Here is a 19,434-nt window from a genome sequence, read left to right as displayed (position 1 = left end):
GTGACCGACCGTGGGCCCGGTGCCGCCCGATCAGGCAGCATGCTGGCGCGGCAGGCATCGGGGGCCCCGGCTGACCGGCAATACTGTCGCAGACCCCTGACACCGGCGGACCGTCGCCTAGGTGTATGGAGCGTGGCCATCTACGGGGAAGACGCATGGAGACATTCCTGGGCTTCGACGCCCTGATCCTCGCCCGGGTGCAGTTCGCCTTCACCGTGGCGTTCCACTTCATCTTCCCGGCCTTCTCGATCGGTCTCGCGAGCTACCTCGCCGTGCTGAACGGCATGTTCCTCTGGACCAAGGACGAGGCCTATCTCCGCCTCTTCAAGTTCTGGCTGAAGATCTTCGCAATCTCCTTCGCCATGGGCGTCGTTTCCGGTCTCGTGATGTCCTACCAGTTCGGCACCAACTGGTCGGTCTTCTCCGACCGGACGGGGCCGGTCCTCGGGCCGCTGATGGCCTACGAGGTGCTGACGGCTTTCTTCCTGGAGGCCGGTTTCCTCGGCATCATGCTCTTCGGCCGCGAAAAGGTCGGCCATGGCCTGCACATGTTCGCCTGCGTGATGGTCGCGGGAGGCACGGCGGTCTCGGCGACCTGGATCCTCTCGGTCAACTCCTGGATGCACACGCCGCAGGGCTTCTCGATCAACGAGGTCGGCCAGTTCGTCCCCGAGAACTGGTGGGAGATCGTCTTCAATCCCTCCTTCCCCTACCGCCTCGCGCACACGCTGACGGCGGCCTACCTGACGACGGCCTTCGTCGTCGGCGGGGTCGGCGCGTGGCACCTGCTGCACGGCCGGCACGACAACCGCGGCGTGCGGACGATGTTCTCCATGGCCATGTGGATGATCGTCGTCACCGCGCCGCTGCAGATCATCCTCGGCCACGAACACGGGCTGAACACCTACGAGTACCAACCGACCAAGGTCCTCGCGATGGAGGGGCATTTCGAGAGCCAGGAGGACGGCATCCCGCTCGTGCTCTTCGGCATCCCCGACCAGGAGGCGGGCGAGCTGCGCTACAGCATCGAGATCCCGCGGATCGGGGGCCCGATCCTCAACAAGGGGTGGGACGCGTCCCTCGCCGGCCTCGACACCGTGCCCGACGAACTGGAGCCGCCGGTCGCCGTCGTCTTCTGGTCGTTCCGGATCATGGTCGGCATCGGTCTGCTGATGCTCGGCGTCGGGCTCTGGGGCCTCTGGTCGCGGTGGAAGGGCCGGCTCTACGAGGCGCCCTGGCTGCATCGCGCGGCTCTCGTCATGGGGCCGTCGGGCTTCGTGGCGATGATCGCCGGCTGGATCACCACGGAGGTCGGCCGCCAGCCCTTCGTGGTCTACGGAGAGATGTTCACCGCCGAAGCGGTCTCCGCCATCGCGGCCCCGGCGGTCGGAGCCTCTCTGATTGCCTTCATCGTGATCTACTTCGCCGTCTTCGGCGCAGGCGTCATCTACCTGCTGCGGCTCATGGCGCATCCGCCCGAGAAGGGCGAGACGGGCCCCGAGTCCGAGCCCGGTCCGATCCGCTCCGCCGGCCTGACGGGCAAGTCGCCCGAGACCGGCGAGCCCGGCCCCGAACCCCACCCGGCGGAGTAGCCCCATGGACATCACCACCATCTGGGCCTTCCTGCTGGCCTTCGCCGTCTTCACTTACGTCGTGCTCGACGGCTTCGACCTGGGCCTCGGCATTCTCTACCCGTTCTTCCCCAAGAAGGAGGATCGGGACCTGATGATGAACTCGGTCGCGCCGGTCTGGGACGGCAACGAGACCTGGCTGATCCTCGGGGGAGGGGGGCTCTTCGCCGCCTTCCCGCTGGCCTACGCGATCATCCTTCCGGCGCTCTATCCGCCGATCATCGCGATGCTCCTCGCTCTGGTCTTCCGGGGCGTGGCCTTCGAATTTCGCTGGCGCGCGGTCCGGCCCTGGACTCAGGTGCTCTGGGACCGCGCCTTCATCGGCGGGTCCGTGGTGGCCGCGCTGGCGCAGGGGATCACCCTCGGCGCGCTGCTGCAGGGCATCGAGGTTGACGGCCGGGCCTACGGCGGCGGCTGGTGGGACTGGCTCACGCCGTTCACCATCCTGACCGGGCTGTCGGTCGTCGCGGGATACGGGTTGCTCGGCGCCTGCTGGCTCAACATCAAGGTCGAGGGCGAGATCCAGAAGCGGGTGCGCCACTGGACCCGCATCTTCGCCTTCCTGACGGTGGGCGGGATCGCCGCGGTGTCGGCCGCGACGCCCTTCCTAGACGCAGGCTACTTCGAGCGCTGGTACGGCTGGCCGAACATCCTCTGGGTGGCGCCGGTGCCGGTCCTCGTCGGGGTGCTGATCTTCTCTCTCGCCAAGTCGATCATGTGGCACGGCATCGACTGGCTGCCCTTCGTCCTCGCGCTGGCGCTCTTCCTGCTCTGCTTCGTGGGGCTGGGCATCTCCATGTGGCCCTACATCATCCCCACCGAGATCACGATCCACCAGGCCGCCGCCCCGCGCTCGAGCCAGGTCTTCATGCTGGTCGGCGCCGCGATCCTGATTCCGATCATCCTGGGCTACACGGCCTATGCCTACTGGGTCTTCCGCGGCAAGCTCGACCCGAACGAGGGCTACCACTGATGGGGCGCAAGCTCCTCTGGTTCGTCTTCATCTGGGCCGCGTCGGTGGCCGCGCTGGGGGTCGTGGCCTACGGTATCAGGCTGATGATCCTCTGACCGGAGACCCAGCCATGCACGAGAAACTGACCCGGGCCCTCGACCGCCTCGACGCCGGCGACTGGGAGGGCGCCCACGACATCGCCCAGGACGATCCGGGGCCGGAGGCCGCCTGGCTCCATGCCCATCTTCACCGCCTGGAAGGGGACGAGGGCAACGCCGCCTACTGGTACCGCCGCGCCGGCCGCGAGCCCTTTCCCGGCACGCCGGAGGAAGAGCGCGCCGCGCTGCGCGAGGCCCTGCAGGCCTGACGGATCACTCGTCGGGGGTGGTCGGCGTCACCGGGTCGGCCGGGGCGCCGCAGGGGCCAACCAGCTGCTCGTACTGGCGGGTCACCCAGCCGAGGGCCTCTTCCGGGTTCTGCGACTGCAGCCGCTGGCTGAAGTCGCCGAAGACCGCGGCGGATCGACTGTCGTTGACCATGGCGATGTCCTGCGCCGAGAGGATCGTCTGGTAGAGGAAGAAGGCCACGGCGATCAGCAGGATCCCGCGCGCCACGCCGAAGAGGAAGCCGAGCGCCTGGTCGACGCCCCCGATGGCCGAGCGCTGGATCATGGAGGAGAAGGCCGGCGTGATGAGCGAGACCGCCAGCAGCGCGAGGGCGAAGACGGCGGCGAAGGCCGCGATGATGCTGAGCTCACAGGAGTCGCCGATGAACTCGCCCACGACGGGCACCGATTGCACGAGCGGCTGGACCTGGTCGGCAAAGATGAAGGCAAGCACGGTCGCCACGACCCAGCCCGCGATGGCCAGGAGCTCCCGCACCAGCCCGCGCGAATAGGCCAACAGCGCCGAAAGCACTATGATCACGGCGACCACCGCGTCGACGATCGTGAAGCCGTCCATAAGCGTCCCTCTCCAGTCCCTAGCCGGCGCCGAAGAGCTCTGCGGCGAAACCGGGCAGATCGCTCATCGGCGTGAGCTGAAGCCCCGCATCGCCGCCGCGTGCTTTCCGGGCCTGCGGCAGGATCGCCCGGGTAAAACCAAGTTTCCCCGCCTCCTTCAACCGGTTTTCGGTCTGGGTCACCGGTCGGAGTGCGCCGGAGAGAGAAATCTCGCCGAAAAGTACGGTTTGTTCAGGAAGCGGCTGGTCCTCCCGCGCCGACATCAGCGCGCCGGCCACGGCGAGATCCGCCGCCGGGTCCGAGATCCGCAGGCCGCCGGCCACGTTGAGGTAGACGTCGAGCCCGGCGAAGGTCACGCCGCAGCGGCTCTCGAGCACGGCGAGGATCATCGCCAGCCGGCCGCCGTCCCAGCCCAGCACCGACCGGCGGGGCTGAGCCGTGGCCGAGGGCGCGACCAGCGCCTGGAACTCGGCGAGGATCGGCCGGGAGCCCTCGATCCCCGCGAAGACCGCCGAGCCCGGCACCGCCTCGCCGCGCTCGCTCAGAAAGAGCGCCGAGGGGTTCTTCACCTCGATCAACCCGCGCCCGGTCATCTCGAAGACGCCGATCTCGTCGGCCGGGCCGAAGCGGTTCTTGTGGGCGCGCAGCAGCCGGAACTGGTGCCCGCGCTCGCCCTCGAAGTAGAGCACCGTGTCGACCATGTGCTCGACGACCCTGGGTCCCGCGAGGGTGCCCTCCTTGGTGACATGGCCGACCATCACCAGGCTCACACCGCGCCGCTTGGCGAAGCTCGTCAGCTCGTGCGCCGCGGCCCGGACCTGGCTCACCGAGCCGGGGGCGGATTCCACGGTGTCGAGCCACATGGTCTGGATCGAGTCGATGATCGCGAGGTCCGGTGCCTCGGCGTCGAGCGTCGTCATGATGTCCCGCAGGCTCGTCGCGGCGGCGAGTTGCACCGGGCTCTCGGTCAGGCCCAGCCGCTCGGCGCGCATCTGGATCTGACCCGCCGATTCCTCGCCAGAGACGTAGAGCACCTTGAGCCCGCCCCGGGCGAAGCGCGCCGCTGCCTGAAGCAGCAGCGTCGACTTTCCGATGCCGGGATCGCCGCCGACGAGCAGGGCAGAGGCCTTCACCAGCCCGCCGCCCAGCACTCGGTCGAGCTCGTCCACCCCGGAAGCCGTGCGCGGCGGGGCCTCTTCCTTGGAGGCGAGATCGGTCAGGGTCAGCGACGAACCGCGCCTGGTGCCGAGCGTCTTGCCCGGCCCCTCGGAGAGCGGCTGCGCTTCCTCGATGGTGTTCCAGGCGCCGCAGCTCTCGCAGCGGCCGGACCACTTGGAGAACTCGGCGCCGCAGGCGCGGCAGACATAGGCGGAGGACTTGGCCATGCCCGCCTCTTGCCGCAGGCCGCGCGCGCGCGCAATCCGCAGTCGGGCCCCTGGGCCTCTCGCCCTCCGCCGGGGAACAGGGTAGGGCGGCGGGATGGACCCGCTCGAGATTTTTCTCGCCACCGCCCCCGGGCTGGAGCCGCTTCTTCGCGACGAGGCCGCCGCCGCGGGCTTCGCCGCGCCGCGCAGCGTGCCGGGTGGCGTCGTGACGACGGGTAGCTGGGCCGAGGTCCGCCGCGCCAACCTCGAACTGCGCGGCGCGACCCGCGTGCTCGCCCGCATCGCAGAGTTCCCCGCCGTCCACCTCGCCCAGCTCGACAAGCGGGCGCGCAAGGTCGACTGGCCCGCGCTCCTGCGTCCCGAGGTGCCGGTCAGCGTCGAGGCCTCCTGCCGCAAGTCGAAGATCTACCACGACCGCGCCGCGGCCCAGCGGATTGCGCGCGCCATCACCGAAAGCACCGGCGCCCCGGTCGAGGCCGGCGCGCCCATCCGCATCGCCGCCCGGATCGAGGAGAACCTCGTCACCGTCTCCGTCGACACCTCCGGCGCGCCGCTGCACCGCCGCGGCACCAAGGAGTTCGTCGGCAAGGCTCCCCTGCGCGAGACCATGGCGGCGCTCTTCCTGCGCGCCTGCGGCTACGACGGCACCGAGCAGCTGGTCGATCCGATGTGCGGCTCCGGCACGATCCTGCTGGAGGCCGCGGGCCTCGCCGCGGGGGCACAGCCCGGTGCCGCCCGCCGGTTCGCCCTCGACCATCTCCTGGTCGCGCCGGAGACCGGCGCGCCGCCGGAGCTGGCGGAGCCCCCGGCCTCTCCCCGCATTCTCGGGTACGACCGCGACAAGGGCGCCGTCGCCGGCGCGACCGCCAACATCGAGCGCGCGGGCCTCTCCGCCTTCGCCGCCGTCGCGCGCCAGGCCCTCTCCGAGCTGGAGCGCCCCGAGGGCCCGCCCGGCCTGGTCCTGACCAACCCGCCCTACGGCGCCCGCATCGGCAAGCCGGGCCCGCTCCACGGCCTCTATGCCACCCTCGGCCAGGTCCTGACCGAGCGCTTCTCCGGCTGGCGCGTCGGCATCGTCACCTCCGAGCCCGGCCTCGCCCGCGCCACCGGCCTGCGCTTCGAAGAGACCGGCCCGCCCATCCCGCATGGGCCCCTGAAGGTCCGGTTCCACCGCACGAGCCCGCTACCATGACCGACGCCGCCCGTCCCGGCACCGCCTCCGCGGGCAGCGGGGCCGCGGTCGCCGTGATGTGCACGGGCGTGCTCTGCCTCGTGCTCAGCGACACCGCCTCCAAGTGGCTGGTGGAGCGCTACCACCCGCTCCAGCTGCTCTTCGTCCGCAGCCTGCTCGCGGCGCCCGTCTTCGCCGCTCTGATCCTCTGGCGGCAGGGGCCGGCGGCGCTCCGGTCGTCGCGGCCAGGCGTCCATGTCCTGCGCGGCTGCCTCGCCATCGCCGCGACCTGGGCCTTCATCCTGGCCCTGCGCCACCTCGCCCTCGACCTCGCCACGGCGCTCATCTTCGCCGCGCCGCTCTTCATCGCGGCGCTCTCCAAACCGCTGCTGGGGGAGCACGTCGGCCGCGACCGCTGGGCGGCGGTCGTGGCGGGCTTCGCCGGGGTCCTCGTGGTCGTCCGCCCCGGCACCGCCGCCTTCGAGCCCGCCATGCTCCTGCCGATCCTCGCCGCGGCGCTCTACGCGGGCATGATGATCTCCGCCCGCTTCGTCCCCAAGAGCGACGGCTACCTCACGCTGACCTTCTGGATGACGCTGGTTCCGGCCATCCTCTGCAGCGCCACGCTTCTGCTCGACTGGCCCGCTCTCGCGCCACTCGACCCCTGGCTGCTGGCAATGACGGCGGTCTTCGGGACCCTCGGCGTCAGCCTCATCAGCCAGGCCTTCCGGATGGGCCGCGCCTCGGTCGTGGCCCCGCTCGACTACACCGCGCTGCTCTGGGCGAGCCTCATGGGCTGGATCGTCTGGGGCACCGTGCCGAGCCACTGGGTCTACCTCGGGGCGGCGATCATCGCGGGCGCGGGCCTCTACGTCATCCTGACCGAGCGCCGCGCCCGACGGGCCCGCCCCGCCTGATCTTCATCTAGCCGGAAATACCTCGGGGAGCGCGAGGGGCTGGCCCCTCGCCTCCGCCCCGTCAGGTGCCGTAGGCGCGGGTCTCTTCCGTGACCTCGGCCACCGCGTCCAGCAGCGCGGCCGAGACCAGGTCGCAGTCCTCCTCCGTCAGCCGCGCGGGTAGGCGGAGGTCGCAGGCGCGCATCAGCATCGCGCGCGTTTTCGGCAGGTCCCAGTCGCGGCCGAGGAAGGACCAGTTCCAGAAGGCACGGGCGTTGTCCTCCGAGAGACCGAAGACCTGGACCTTGAGGCCCCTTGCCGCCGCGGCGGACACGAAGGCGCGCGTCTCTGCCTCGCCCATGCCCTCGAGGTTGAACTGGATGGAATCCGGCGCCCGCTCCTCGGGGCCCAGAGCCTCGGGCACCGAGATCCAGGGCGAAACCGAGATCTCGGCCGCCACGCGGTCGTGATTGCGCCGACCGTCGCGCACCCTCCTGCCCACCTCGCCGAGCTGAGGCCGGACGATGGCCGCCGCGAGGTTCGACAGGCGCAGGTTGTAGAGGGGCAGGGTGTTCTGCACCTCGGCGAAGACCTCCTGCAGGACTGGGTGCTTGGTCCAGTTATGCTCGTAGGCGCCCGACATGATGACCGCCCGGGCGATCAGCTCCGCGTCGTCGGTGACCATAATGCCGCCCTCGCCGCTGTTGAGCAGCTTGTAGGACTGGAAGGAGAAGCATCCGACCCGTCCCAGCGTCCCGATGTTCCGCCCGTGCCAGGTCGTCCCGAGCGAATGCGCGGCGTCCTCGATCACCGGCGCCCCGGCCTCGGCGCAGAGCGCGAGGATCGCGTCCATGTCGGAGGTGTGCCCGCGCATGTGGCTGATGATGACCGCCTGCACGCCGGGAAGCTTCGCCGCGAAATCCTCCATGTCGATGCGGTAGTCCTCGCCGCACTCGCAGAGGACCGGCTCGCATTCCGCGTGGACGATGGAGGAGGGCACGGCGGCGAAGGTGAAGGCCGGGATCATGACCCTGGCGTCCCTCGGCAGTCTAAGCGCCTTCAGCGACAGGAAGAGCGCCGCCGAGCAGGAGGAGACCGCCAACGCGTATTTCGCGCCGAGAAAATCCGCGAACTCCCGCTCCAACAGGGCAACCGGCGCGTTCTCAGGCGCGGTGTAGCGAAAGAGATCGCCCGAGGCGAGCAGCCGCTCGACTTCGGCGCGGGCGGCCTCCGGGATCGGTTCCGCGGCGTAGAGATCGGGGAGAGAGGTCATGTTTTCGGCTTTCCTGAAAACGTCTTTCGGGAAGTCCTAACACGCGGGATCTCGAGGGTCCACTTCGGCTGGCGAAAACCGGCTGATCGGTCGCAGGGGATCAGCCGCGACTCTCCGATGCGGCGCCCCCTCCGATTGCCAGCGACCGCAACTCGCGCAGCAGCTTGCGGGTCATGGCGGCCTCGTAGTCCTCGAAGCCCATGGCGACCTCGACGAAGGATCCCGGTCCCCGGATGACATAGGCGCGGTAGTAGGCGACGAGCTCTCCGATGGCGACGAGGCGGCGGCGGCCGGCATCTTCGGCCTCCGCCCCGATCACCAGGCCGTTGACCGTGGTCCCGGGGGGCAGGGCGGCCTCCGGGACATCCTGCGGCCGCGGCCCGGTGTTGGACTTGCCGTCGCCCGAGAGGTCAAGGGTGGACTGCCAGCATGCGGCCTGCTCGGAGAGCATCGCGCCGCCCATCTCCATCGCCGCGCCGATGGCCGTGGTCGGTTCGCTGCGGACCCGGGCGGTCGCGCGCAGCTGCCCGGCGGCGACGGCGATATCGGCGGCACCGGCGATCTCGGTCCAGGGCAGGAGAATCCGGTGCGCCCGCGGCCCGCTCCACTCGTAGACGGCGATGCGGACGGTTCCGCTGCCCTCCAGCAGGGCGGAGCTGACCTCCTCGTTGGACAGGGCGGCCGCGAGGCCGTCCAGCTGCATCCGGTATTCCTGCGCATCGACGGAGCCTGAAACGTCGAGCCCGAGCGCGAGGGCCTGCCGACACTGGGCCCAGGCGGGCCCCGACAGCAGCAGGACCGCGGCGACGAGCGCGCGGATCACCGGCCGCGCTCCAGCCGTCCGATGGCCTGGGAGCCGACCTCGCGCTCGAGCTTGCGGCGCATCGCGCTTTCGTAGTCCTCGAACCCCCGGGCGACCTCGAGAAAGGCGAGCGGCCCGTGCAGGACTTCGCGCTCGTAGTATTCGGCGGTCGAGACCTCGGCCTGCGCCTCGGGGTCGGGCTCCTCGATGACGAGGCCGTTCACAGTCACTTCCGCGAACGGGAACTCGCGGTATGCGGCCTGCGGGCCGAACCCCTCGTTGTTCACTCCATCGCCCGAGACGTCGACGGTCTGGCGCAGGCAGGCCGGGCCCTCCCGAAGCACGGTCGAGGCGTAGCCCATCGCGTAGCCGATGGCCGTCGGATACTCCGAGGTCGAGCGCGTGGAACTGGCGATGAGAGAGGCGGCGGTGTCGAGATCGCCGGGGCGCTCGATCAGGGTCCAGTCCAGCAGCCGCTTCTGGTTCCAGCGCCCCGACCATTCGAAGACCGCGAGGGCCACCGGCAGATCGGTCTGGAAGAAGGCCTCCCGGACCTCGGGGGCGACCAGCGCGGCGGCGAGCCCGCCGCGCTGCAGGGCGTTCTCCCCGGTGTCGACCGAAGAGGAGACGTCGAGCGCGAGCACCAGCGCCAGGCGGCACTCGATCCCCTGCGCCGCGGCGGGACCCGCGGCGACCAGGGCGAGGCCGAGGGCTGCGCCCCGCACCGGCTCTACCAGTGCCCGGTGTTCTCCATCGAGGCCCAGGGCTCGGCCGCCGGAAGGGCCTCGCCCCGCTGCAGAAGCTCGATGGAGATGTTGTCAGGCGAGCGGACGAAGGCCATGCGGCCGTCGCGCGGGGGCCGGTTGATGGTCACCCCGTTTTCCTGGAGGTGCTCGCACATTTCGTAGATGTTATCGACCTCGTAGGCGAGGTGACCGAAGTGACGGCTGTCCGAGGGCAGCCCCTCGTCGCCGTCCCAGTTGTACGTGAGTTCGACCGGCGTCTCCTCCTGGCCGGGAGGCGCCATGAAGACCAGCGTGAAGCGCCCGCCCTCGTTGTCCATCCGGCGGGTCTCCTTGAGGCCCAGAAGCTCGTAGAAGGCGATGTTCGCCTCCAGATCCTTCACCCGGACCATCGTGTGCAGATAACGCAGTGTCATGCGGGGCTCCCCAGTCTTTGTGCTTCGGCCCTGAGCCTAGCACGCCGTGGGGCAGGGGCCAGTGCCGCTCAGAAGGCCGAGCGGAAGGAGACACCGGCGCCCGTCGTGTCCGTCTCGTAGCGGCTGATGTTGCTCTCTGTCCGGCTCCGTTCTGCCGTGACGACGGGCTGGAAGCCGTAGAACTCGACACCGGGCACCGGCACCGAAAGGCGCAGGTTGTGCCGGTCGTCCTCCCGGGTGCCGAAGGTGAAGGCGCTGCGCTCGTACTCCCGCGCTTCGTAGTCGTAGAGCACCTCGATGCCCGAGCCCTCGAACTGCCAGCCGATCCCGCCGCCGCGCGCCTCGTAGGCGCGGTCGAAACCCTCCGAGGTGACCTCCCGCGCCTTGAGGTAGAGCGTGAGCGCGCCCCGGTCCTCGAAGGCGTGCGTCCACCCGGCTCGCAGCCCGTAGGTGTCGCTGTCCGGCGTCTCGTGCCCGATCAGACGTTCGGCGGTCAGGCTGAAGTCGAGCCGGTCGTCCTCGTCCAGCGTCACGCGCCGGTCGACGGTTGCCCGGGTGAAGTCCGACCAGGGCTCGCCGCCGTACCAGAACCGCCCCTGCATCAGCGAGAACCGCCAGGGGTTGCGCTGGCCCTCGGGCAGCCAGGCGTGCCCGATACCGACGGCGATCTGCTGTTCGGCATAGTCAGAGCCCTCGGCCCCCGGCGCGATCTCCTTCGCCTCGTCGGACAGCCGGTAGGTCCGGACGTAGCCCTGCGCCTGAAGGTAGGTGAGGGTGCGCTGCGTCTGCCGGATCCGGTAGCGCGCCCCGCCGCCCAGGGTGAACTCCGTCCCCGCGAGCGGTTGGCTCTCGCCGGACAGGAGAAAGACGAAGGGAAGCCCCGGCAGCACGATGGTGTCGTTGGAACTGCCGTTGTTGATGTTGTCGCTCGGCGCGATCGTGAAATCGAGGGAGAAGCTGAAGGGATTGAGCCGCCGCACGACGTCGTAGTCCTCGGCCACCTGCTCTTCGGCCTCCACCGTCGGCGCATATTGCCGCGCCCGGCGCAGCCAGAACTGCGCGGGGGTATAGCGGCCCCGCTCGGTCTCGGCGAGGGCGACCAGCCGCGCGGAAGCGTAGCGCGCCGCGTCGACCTCCGCCTGTTCCCAGGCCGAGAGTGCAGAGAGCCGCGCCGTCTCGAAGTCGCCGGAGGCCACCGCCGTCTCGGCGCGCAGGATCAGCGCGGGCACGTCGGTCGGGTCTCGCTCTACCAGGGCCTCGGCCATCAGCCCGGCTTCCGCCGCCCGGCCCGCGTCGAGCAGGTCGGAGGCGACGACGAAGGTCTCGCCCGGGGTCAGCGCCACGCCCTGCGCCGTGGCGGGGCCCGCGAGAAGCGCGCCCGCGGCGAGGAGCGGGAACAGGAGAGGTTTCATGCGGTCACCATGGCGGCCCGGAGATCAGCGGTACAGGATGAATCCGCCGGTTTCCTGAACCTGGGTGTCATAGCGGGGATCGGTCGATTCCACGACGAGGACACCGACGATCTCGCCGCCGTCGTCCGCGTCTGTCGTGTCTCCGGCGAGAATGGCGTAGAAGTTGCCCGCCTCGTATTCCTCGAGCGTGTCCGTGTCGGTCGTGAGATAGGACCTGATGCCGCCCGATACCTCACCGTTGCTGTCGAAGCCTTCCTGCACGTCGATGATGAGGTTGGGAAGCTTCAGGTCGTCCTCGCCCGGTCCGGTCGCGAGGCGGTTGCCGTCCACGTCGAAAGCGCGCCGGTCGGTGACGCTGCCTTTGACCGCGCCGACGCCGTCGAAGTCAGAGAAGTCGAGGTCGAGCCGCATCTCGCCACGGGTGTATTCAAGGCCCCCGCGGTTCGAGAAGACGCGCATGCCGGCATAGTCGCCCGTGAACCGGGCCTGTCCGGCGAAGACCTCCTCGCCGTCGTCGTCGGGCAGGGTGACGCCGCCCTCTCGCGAATAGACGAAGCCGCCGAAGCCGTACTCGACATAGCCGCCAGTGCGGACGATGGCGAAGGCGGTGCGCGGCACCTCTTCGCCGTCCCGATCGACGGTGTTGCGCGACATGCCGACGAGCGCGCGGTAGGGCGTGATCTGGTCGATCGGCTCGCCGGTCAGGAAGTCCGGCACCTCGACGTCCGCGTCGTAGACGGCATAGCCGCCGAGCGTGGAGACCGCGTCGCCGCGCTGGTAGACGTTCGCGCCGTCGAAGGGGATGTTGTTGACGATGATCGTGTCGTCTTCCGAGTTGTAGACGACGGGATCGATCAGCGAGCCGTCGGGCTCGTAGCGGACGATCCGCCTGTCGCCGGAGGGCTCGGAGGTGCCGGGGGGCAGATCGCCGGTTGCGTTCTCGACGCCCCCGTCCTCGTCGACGGTGTCCTCGTCCGCGGTATCGGGGCTATCGGCCTCGCCGTCCTCGCCGTCGGTCTCCTCGACCCCTTGCTCGTCGAAGAAGGGTTGGCCGTCACCACAGGCGGACAGCATTGCAAGCGCCGAAACGGCGATCAGAAATCGGGACATGTGACCTGCTCTCGCTCGAATTCCCGGATCTGCGTCCGGTGTTTGGATGCAATCCTTCGGGGGGACCCCCTCTCTGTCAATGTCCCGGCGTAAACCCGCCGAGGCCATGTTCCACAATTGTCACGGCCTTTTCAGTCCTTGGAGGGACAGCGGGAGCTGGTCCCGGGCGAACCGCCTCGATCCGTTACGTGGGGGAGAGTGCCGGCAGCCGGGCGCTGTCGGTGTATGTGGACTCGCCACTGGTCCGGGCGCCGGGTCGCCCGCCGCTCTGATCCCGCATGCGCTCGGCTCTGGGCCCCGAGCGACCGCCCGAACAGTATCCGGAGGGCCGTGGACGATCCTCGGCTCGCGTCTCCAGACGTGGACGCCCGCGAGAGCATCGGGCAAGGTGCTGGCGGCCACCAAGAGCGACTGACACCAAGGAGAGCGCCAATGCCCCTCACGCCCGAGCAGCAAGCCGAGATCGACGAGCTTCGTGCCAGCGCGCGGCCCACGTTGCGCGCCGTGAGCGAGGGCATGGAAAAGCACCTCTACCTCGCCCGCCCGGTGCTCGACCACGGCTTCGTCCGGGCGATCGACTACATGGGCGACGACGCGGCGATCTGCCAGGCCGCTCGTGTCAGCTACGGGCGCGGGACCAAGGCGGTCAGCAACGACGAGGGCCTGATCCGCTACCTCATGCGGCACTGGCACTCCACGCCCTTCGAGATGTGCGAGCTCAAGCTGCACGTGAAGCTGCCCGTCTTCGTCGCGCGCCAGTGGATTCGGCATCGCACCGCGAACGTGAATGAATACTCCGCGCGCTACTCGATCCTCGACCGCGAGTTCTACATTCCCGAGGCCGACGCGCTCGCCGCCCAGTCCGTCGTCAACAACCAGGGGCGGGGAGAGGCACTCTCGGGCGAGGAGGCCTCCCGCGTGCTCGAGTGGCTGAAGTCGGACGCGGCGCGCTCCTACGACCACTACGAGGAGATGATCTCCACCGAGGGCCAGCAGGGTCTCGCCCGTGAGCTCGCCCGAATGAACCTGCCCGCCAATATCTATACGCAATGGTACTGGAAGGTGGACCTCCACAATCTGTTTCATTTCCTTCGCCTGCGTGCCGACGCTCACGCGCAGTACGAGATCCGGGTATACGCCGAAACGATTTGCGAAATGGTTAAGGACTGGGTGCCCTCCGCCTATCGGGCCTTCGAGGATTATCGCCTCGGCGGCGCCACGCTTTCGGCCTCGGCAATCGATTGCCTGCGTCGAATGCTGAATGGCGAAGAGGTCACCCAGGAAACGAGCGGAATGTCCAAGGGCGAATGGCGAGAATTCCAGGCGGTGATCGCCTCGTAAAATCGCGCGGCAAAAAGGTTAACGGCCGCGGCCGTTAACCACGGTTACCGTTCGAAATCAGTACCTTGGCCCCCTGTCCAAGTTTGGACGCCCCGTGCAGGCGGGGGCCGGGCCGCGGGTCAGACGGCCTTGAGGTCGCCGGCCATCTTGCGGCCGTCTCGCCCTTCGATCAGCTCGAATTCAACCTGCTGATCGTCGGCCAATCCCGTCATTCCCGCACGTTCGACGGCGGAGATATGGACGAACACGTCCTTTCCCCCGTCTTCCGGCGCGATGAATCCATAGCCTTTGGTGGTGTTGAACCACTTAACGGTTCCTTTGGGCATGCCGCCTTCCCTTCGTTCTTGACCCTCCCGTCGGGAGAGACAGGGCCGGCTGAATCCATGTCCGACACGGGTCGGGCGACCGGCCCCGTTCCGATGAGGTAACAAATGAACACGAAAATCAAATGACGCGTGCTTGAACCCCGGAACAATCCGTGTTCGCTGCCCAAAAAGGATGCGCTCATGAAGATCTACGCCCTCCGTCAATGCGACACCTGCCGGCGCGCGCTGAAGGAGATTCGCGCCACCGGCCACGAGCCCGACGTCGTCGATGTCCGCGCCGACGGCGTCCCGCCTGCCGACCTGTCCGAGATGATCGAGGCGTTGGGGGACGGTCTCGTGAACCGCCGCTCGACCACCTGGCGCGGCCTCACGGAGGCCGAGCGGGCCGAGCCGCCGGAGGTCCTGCTGGCGCGGCACCCGACCCTCATGAAGCGGCCGGTGATCCGGACGGGGGAGGGCTGGCACCTGGGCCGGAGCCCGGAGGTACGCACGCACGTCCTTGGATAGCGGCGCGGCCGTCCCTATCTCGCAGTCCGGACAACAGGGAGAGACGAGATGCGCAACGCCGCCCTCATGCTGGGGATCATTGCCGGGCTGTTCGGCATTCTGGTGGGCCTCGTCGGCTACGGCTACGCCGAGCTGACCGAGTGGAACGCCGACTTCGCCGATGCCTTCGGGCTGCTCGAGAACCCCGGACTGGTGCGCGCCGCGAGCTTCTTCGCGCCGTTGCTGGCTATTGCGGGCGGCGCCATGGCCAAGTCGCGGGCGCTCTGGGGCGGCGCGCTCATGGTCGTTGCGGCGGGGCTCTTCTACATGGCCTTCGGCTTCAACCTCGGGACCATGTTCCCGATCGGCTTCGCCGCGCTGGGCGGGCTGCTGGCCATCGCCGCCGGCAAGCCGGACGAGCCGAAGGCCCATTTCTAGGCCTCCGGAAGCAGGTCACTTGAGGTCGGGCGGAGTCGCCTCTTCCGAAAGCGTCTCCACGAGATCGGCGAGCGGCATCACCGAGGTCTGCTTCTCGCCGAGACGCCGGACGGTCACCGTCCGCTCCTCGACCTCCCGCGCGCCGATGGCGAGGATCACCGGGACCTTGCCCACCGAGTGCTCGCGCACCTTGTAGTTGATCTTCTCGTTGCGGGTATCCGCCTCGGCCCGGATCCCCTTGGCGCGCAGCTGGTCGACGACATCATAGACGTAGTCGTCGGCCTCAGAGACGATGGAAGCCACGACCACCTGGCGCGGCGCCAGCCAGAAGGGCAGGCGGCCGGCGTGCTCCTCGATCAGGATGCCGATGAACCGCTCGAACGAGCCCAGCGTCGCGCGGTGGAGCATCACCGGGCGGTGCTTGGCTCCGTCGCGGCCGATGTAGGTCGCGTCCAGCCGCTCGGGCAGGACGAAGTCCACCTGCAGCGTGCCGCACTGCCAGTCGCGGCCGATGGCATCGGTCAGGACGAACTCGAGCTTCGGTCCGTAGAAGGCCCCCTCGCCGGGGTTCAGCTCGACGTCGTTCGTCACCTTGTGGGTGGCGTCGAGCAGCGCCTTCTCGGCCTTGTCCCAGATCTCGTCGGAGCCGGCGCGCGTCTCGGGACGGTCGGAGAACTTGATCTTGTAGGTCGGGAAGCCGAGGTCGCGGTAGACGTTGGAGAGCATCGCGATGAAGCGCTCCGTCTCGGCGGCGATGGCATCCTCCTCGCAGAAGATATGCGCGTCGTCCTGGGTGAACCCGCGGACCCGCATGATGCCGTGCAGCGCACCCGAGGGTTCGTAGCGGTTGCAGGAACCGAACTCGGCCATGCGCAGCGGCAGGTCCCGGTAGGACTTGAGCCCCTGGTTGAAGATCTGGACGTGGCAGGGGCAGTTCATCGGCTTCAGCGCGTTGACCGACTTCTCCCGCGCGTGCTCCTCGTCCACCTCCACGATGAACATGTGATCCTGGTATTTTTCCCAGTGGCCCGAGGCTTCCCAGAGCCTGCGGTCGACGACCTGGGGCGTGTTCACCTCGACGTAGCCATCGCGGCGCTGGGCGCGGCGCATGAAATCCTGCAGCTCGGTGTAGATCGTCCAGCCGTTGGGGTGCCAGAAGACCTGGCCCGGCGCCTCTTCCTGCATATGGAAGAGGTCCATCTCGCGGCCGAGGCGGCGATGGTCGCGCTTCTCGGCCTCCTCGAGGAAGGTCAGGTGCGCCTTGAGCCGCTCCTTGTTCTGGAAGGCCACGCCGTAGATCCGCTGGAGCATCGGGCGCGAGCTGTCGCCGCGCCAGTAGGCGCCGGCCACCGACATCAGCTTGAAGGCATCGGCCGGGACCTGTCCGGTGTGCTGGAGGTGCGGGCCGCGGCAGAGGTCCTGCCAGTCGCCGTGCCAGTACATGCGGATCGGCTGACCGTCGTCCGGAATCGCCTGCACAAGCTCGACCTTGTAGTTCTCGCCGGTGCCCTCGTAGTGGGCGATGGCGTCTTCGCGGCTCCAGACCTCGGTCTTCACCGGGTCGCGAGCGGCGATGATCTCGCGCATCTTCTTCTCGATGGCGCCGAGGTCCTCGGGCGTGAAGGGCTCGGCCCGGTCGAAGTCGTAGTACCAGCCATGCTCGATGACGGGACCGATGGTGACCTTCACCTCGGGCCAGATCTCCTGCACGGCGCGGGCCATGATATGCGCGAGGTCGTGGCGGATCAGCTCGAGGGCCGGACCCTCGTCCTGCATCGTGTTGATCGCGATCTCGGCGTCCGCCTCGATGGGCCACTGGAGGTCCCAGTGCTGGCCGTCGAGCTGGGCGGAAATCGCCTTTTTCGCCAGCGACTTCGAGATGCTCTCGGCCACCTCGGCGGCGGTGGTGCCGGCGGGGTAGGGTCGGCTCGCGCCATCGGGAAAAGTCAGGGAAATCTGGGACTGGTCGAGGCTCATCGGCCTTCCTCCTCGTCGGTTTGGCGCCCACGGAACGCCCGGTTGCGGGTATGTCGCGCCTCTCCTGACGCCTCCCGCGCCCCGCGTCAAGCGCGCCGCGTGGCGCGGTCCGACAGGAGCAGGTGCAGGAGCGCCAGCGCGATGCCGATGGCGGCGGCGATCCCCAGCGCGCCCGGCCCGAAGCGCGAGAGCACCGCGCCGCCCGCATAGGAGCCCAACGAGATGCCGAGATAGATGCAGGCCGCATTGAGCGCGAAGAGGACCTGCGCCCGTTCCGGCGCGATCTTCAGCAGTCGCACCTGCTGCGCCGCACCGAAGGACCAGCCCGATAGGGACCAGGCCCCGACCAGCGCATAGACCGCGACGAGCGGCAGGGGCAGGGCGGAGAACACGGTCAGGAGGGGGATTTGCAGGAGGCAGAGACCGGTCAGCATCCGCCGGGGGCCGACCCTGTCCGTTGCGGCTCCGCCGAGCAGATTCCCGGCGACGGCTCCCAGCCCGTATACGAAGAGCAGCACCGAGACTCCCGACTGGCTGACGCCCTGTTCCTGGGTCAGCAGCGGCGCGAGATAGGTGTAGAGCAGGAAGGTCGCGCCAAGGAAGGTCGCGGTGAACAGGATCGCCGCCATCTGCGGTGGCGTGGCAAGGACCCGGCCGAGGTCGGAGAGGCTGACCGGCGTGAAGCGGAGCCCCTTCGGCACGGTCACCCAGAGCAGCCAGGCCGCCGGGAGGGCGAGCGCGGCGACGAGCCAGAAGGCCAGTCGCCACCCGAAGGTGTAGCCGAGCCATGTGCCGACCGGCACGCCCACTGCCTGCGCGATCGTCAGCCCGGCGATGACGGCGGCGATGGCGCGCGCCCGGTGATCCTCGGCCACCAGTCCCGCGGCCACCGCCGCAGTCACCGGTGTGATGACGCCCGCGCCGATGGCCGCCAGGATGCGCGTGAGATGCAGCGGGACGAGCGCCGGCGACAGCGCCGAGAGCGCCGTCGCGAGCCCGAGGACCATCATTCCGCCCGCCAGCACCCGCCGCCGCCCGAGCCGGCCCGTCAGCGCGACGAGAAGCGGGGAGAGCAGGGCGTAGCTCAGGGCATAGGTGGTCAGCAGCCGTCCCGCCGCCGCCTCGCTGACCTCGAAGCCGCCGGCGAGCGGCTCGATCACGCCGATCACGAGGAAGGCGTTGAGACCGACGACGACATTGGCCGCGGCGAGGACGGGAATGAGGAGGCGCGGAGAGTCTGACACGCGGTCGGACGTAACCGGCGGCCGCCCCGGGTCAATCGCCAATCGCCTGAACTGCCCCGTCCCCCGTGCTGGACCGCTGCCGCGCTCAGGGCTATCTGCGCCACCGCAACGGACAGGAGGGCGACATGGACAAGCTGACCGGACCCGAGGGACGACAGATCGCCTTTTGCCGGACCGCGGGAGAGGGGCCGCCTGTGGTCTTCCTCGGCGGCTTCCGCTCGGACATGAGCGGGACGAAGGCCGTCCACCTGGAGGCCTGGGCGCGGCGTCAGGGCCGGGCCTTCCTCCGGTTCGACTACTCCGGGCACGGCGAGAGCTCGGGCCGGTTCGAGGACGGCGCCATCGGCGACTGGTACGAGGACGCGCTTGCCGCGCTCGACCTGCTCGGCGAACCGGCCGTCCTCGTCGGCTCCTCGATGGGCGGCTGGATCTCTTGCCTCATCACCCGCGAGCATCCCGACCGCGTCGCCGGTCTCGTGACCATCGCCGCGGCACCGGACTTCACCGAGGACGGCTACTGGGCGAGCTTCGACATCGCTCAGCGGGAGACGCTCGCCACGCAGGGCGTCGTCCACGTGCCCTCGCAGTACGGTGAGGCCTATCCCATCACCCGGCGGCTGATCGAAGAGGGGCGCGAGCGCTTCGTGCTGCGCAGCCCTCTCAGGTTCGACGTGCCCGTGCGGATGCTCCAGGGCACGGATGACCCCGACGTGAGCGTCGAGACCGCGCTGCGGCTCCTCGGCCACGCGGAGGGGCCGGACATCCGCCTGACGCTGGTGAAGGGCGCCGACCACCGTTTCTCGCGGCCCGAGAACCTGCCGGTCATCGAGGCGGCCATCGAGGAGGTCCTCGCCTCGCTCGCGGCCTGAA

General features: G+C 69.2%; 21 protein-coding genes. 10 read left to right on the top strand and 11 right to left on the bottom strand.

Annotation, left to right across the window (positions count from 1 at the left end; genetic code table 11):
• Positions 1-155 precede the first annotated feature (155 nt).
• The 4 genes from F3S47_RS00930 to F3S47_RS00915 are packed head-to-tail and all read left to right on the top strand — an operon-like array spanning position 156 to position 2,950.
• Positions 156-1,592 carry a cytochrome ubiquinol oxidase subunit I gene (locus F3S47_RS00930; RefSeq protein ID WP_150443353.1) on the top strand — a complete coding sequence of 479 codons (1,437 nt, stop codon included), beginning with the start codon at positions 156-158 and terminating at the stop codon, positions 1,590-1,592.
• Between the two features lie 4 nt (positions 1,593-1,596).
• Positions 1,597-2,604, top strand: coding sequence for a cytochrome d ubiquinol oxidase subunit II (gene cydB, locus F3S47_RS00925; protein ID WP_150443352.1), 1,008 nt, complete (start codon positions 1,597-1,599; stop codon positions 2,602-2,604).
• Positions 2,604-2,699 (top strand): DUF2474 family protein, encoded by a 96-nt coding sequence (locus F3S47_RS00920; RefSeq protein WP_150443351.1) that lies wholly within the window; start codon positions 2,604-2,606, stop codon positions 2,697-2,699. Before cydB ends, F3S47_RS00920 begins: the two co-directional genes overlap by 1 nt.
• 14 nt (positions 2,700-2,713) lie before the next feature.
• Positions 2,714-2,950 carry a hypothetical protein gene (locus F3S47_RS00915; protein WP_150443350.1) on the top strand — a complete coding sequence of 79 codons (237 nt, stop codon included), beginning with the start codon at positions 2,714-2,716 and terminating at the stop codon, positions 2,948-2,950.
• A 4-nt stretch (positions 2,951-2,954) separates the two neighbouring features.
• Here the strand turns inward: F3S47_RS00915 and F3S47_RS00910 are convergent, their stop codons facing one another.
• Positions 2,955-3,545, bottom strand: a complete 591-nt coding sequence (locus tag F3S47_RS00910) for a CvpA family protein (RefSeq protein ID WP_150443349.1) — start codon at positions 3,543-3,545, stop codon at positions 2,955-2,957.
• A gap of 19 nt (positions 3,546-3,564) precedes the next feature.
• A complete protein-coding gene (gene radA, locus F3S47_RS00905) occupies positions 3,565-4,929 on the bottom strand; it encodes a DNA repair protein RadA (protein WP_150443348.1) in 1,365 nt (454 codons plus the stop codon).
• Between the two features lie 94 nt (positions 4,930-5,023).
• Between radA and F3S47_RS00900 the strand changes: the two genes are divergently transcribed.
• Both F3S47_RS00900 and F3S47_RS00895 read left to right on the top strand, forming a co-directional pair.
• Positions 5,024-6,121, top strand: coding sequence for a THUMP domain-containing class I SAM-dependent RNA methyltransferase (locus tag F3S47_RS00900; protein ID WP_150443347.1), 1,098 nt, complete (start codon positions 5,024-5,026; stop codon positions 6,119-6,121).
• Positions 6,118-7,017 (top strand): DMT family transporter, encoded by a 900-nt coding sequence (locus F3S47_RS00895; protein WP_150443346.1) that lies wholly within the window; start codon positions 6,118-6,120, stop codon positions 7,015-7,017. Before F3S47_RS00900 ends, F3S47_RS00895 begins: the two co-directional genes overlap by 4 nt.
• A 61-nt stretch (positions 7,018-7,078) precedes the next feature.
• Here the strand turns inward: F3S47_RS00895 and F3S47_RS00890 are convergent, their stop codons facing one another.
• The 6 genes from F3S47_RS00890 to F3S47_RS00865 all read right to left on the bottom strand — a co-directional run bounded on the left by F3S47_RS00890 (position 7,079) and on the right by F3S47_RS00865 (position 12,752).
• The gene (locus tag F3S47_RS00890; protein WP_150443345.1) at positions 7,079-8,269 is read right to left on the bottom strand and encodes a DegT/DnrJ/EryC1/StrS family aminotransferase; all 1,191 of its coding nucleotides are present in this window, start codon (positions 8,267-8,269) and stop codon (positions 7,079-7,081) included.
• Positions 8,270-8,369: 100 nt separating this feature from the next.
• The gene (locus F3S47_RS00885; RefSeq protein WP_150443344.1) at positions 8,370-9,092 is read right to left on the bottom strand and encodes a DUF1194 domain-containing protein; all 723 of its coding nucleotides are present in this window, start codon (positions 9,090-9,092) and stop codon (positions 8,370-8,372) included.
• A complete protein-coding gene (locus tag F3S47_RS00880; protein ID WP_150443343.1) occupies positions 9,089-9,796 on the bottom strand; it encodes a DUF1194 domain-containing protein in 708 nt (235 codons plus the stop codon). The genes F3S47_RS00885 and F3S47_RS00880 overlap by 4 nt, the downstream gene beginning before the upstream one ends.
• Before the next feature lie 5 nt (positions 9,797-9,801).
• A complete protein-coding gene (locus F3S47_RS00875; RefSeq protein ID WP_150443342.1) occupies positions 9,802-10,230 on the bottom strand; it encodes a VOC family protein in 429 nt (142 codons plus the stop codon).
• Between the two features lie 68 nt (positions 10,231-10,298).
• On the bottom strand, positions 10,299-11,642 hold the full coding sequence (locus tag F3S47_RS00870) for a porin family protein (protein ID WP_150443341.1): 1,344 nt from the start codon (positions 11,640-11,642) through the stop codon (positions 10,299-10,301).
• Between the two features lie 24 nt (positions 11,643-11,666).
• The gene (locus tag F3S47_RS00865) at positions 11,667-12,752 is read right to left on the bottom strand and encodes a hypothetical protein (protein WP_150443340.1); all 1,086 of its coding nucleotides are present in this window, start codon (positions 12,750-12,752) and stop codon (positions 11,667-11,669) included.
• A gap of 432 nt (positions 12,753-13,184) precedes the next feature.
• Here F3S47_RS00865 and thyX point away from each other — a divergent pair, with 432 nt between their 5' ends.
• On the top strand, positions 13,185-14,093 hold the full coding sequence (gene thyX / locus F3S47_RS00860) for an FAD-dependent thymidylate synthase (RefSeq protein WP_150443339.1): 909 nt from the start codon (positions 13,185-13,187) through the stop codon (positions 14,091-14,093).
• Between the two features lie 119 nt (positions 14,094-14,212).
• Here the strand turns inward: thyX and F3S47_RS00855 are convergent, their stop codons facing one another.
• On the bottom strand, positions 14,213-14,419 hold the full coding sequence (locus tag F3S47_RS00855) for a cold-shock protein (protein WP_150443338.1): 207 nt from the start codon (positions 14,417-14,419) through the stop codon (positions 14,213-14,215).
• Between the two features lie 180 nt (positions 14,420-14,599).
• On the opposite strand from F3S47_RS00855, the gene F3S47_RS00850 reads away from it, so the two are divergent.
• On the top strand, positions 14,600-14,926 hold the full coding sequence (locus tag F3S47_RS00850; protein ID WP_150443337.1) for an arsenate reductase family protein: 327 nt from the start codon (positions 14,600-14,602) through the stop codon (positions 14,924-14,926).
• Positions 14,927-14,974: 48 nt separating this feature from the next.
• Entirely contained in the window at positions 14,975-15,343 is a 369-nt protein-coding gene (locus tag F3S47_RS00845; RefSeq protein ID WP_150443336.1) for a hypothetical protein, read from the top strand.
• Between the two features lie 15 nt (positions 15,344-15,358).
• Here F3S47_RS00845 and thrS read toward each other — a convergent pair whose 3' ends face one another.
• Positions 15,359-17,320, bottom strand: coding sequence for a threonine--tRNA ligase (thrS, locus tag F3S47_RS00840; RefSeq protein WP_150443335.1), 1,962 nt, complete (start codon positions 17,318-17,320; stop codon positions 15,359-15,361).
• An 86-nt stretch (positions 17,321-17,406) separates the two neighbouring features.
• Positions 17,407-18,564, bottom strand: coding sequence for an MFS transporter (locus F3S47_RS00835; RefSeq protein ID WP_191090038.1), 1,158 nt, complete (start codon positions 18,562-18,564; stop codon positions 17,407-17,409).
• Between the two features lie 125 nt (positions 18,565-18,689).
• Between F3S47_RS00835 and F3S47_RS00830 the strand changes: the two genes are divergently transcribed.
• Positions 18,690-19,433, top strand: a complete 744-nt coding sequence (locus F3S47_RS00830) for an alpha/beta hydrolase (protein ID WP_150443333.1) — start codon at positions 18,690-18,692, stop codon at positions 19,431-19,433.
• Position 19,434: the final 1 nt, after the last annotated feature.

Origin of the sequence: Histidinibacterium aquaticum (assembly GCF_008710275.1) — a bacterium.
GTDB classification, from domain to species: Bacteria; Pseudomonadota; Alphaproteobacteria; order Rhodobacterales; family Rhodobacteraceae; genus Oceanicola; species Oceanicola aquaticus.
The sequence above is the reverse complement of the archived record's forward strand: the minus strand, read 5'-3'. Positions and strand labels throughout refer to the sequence as shown.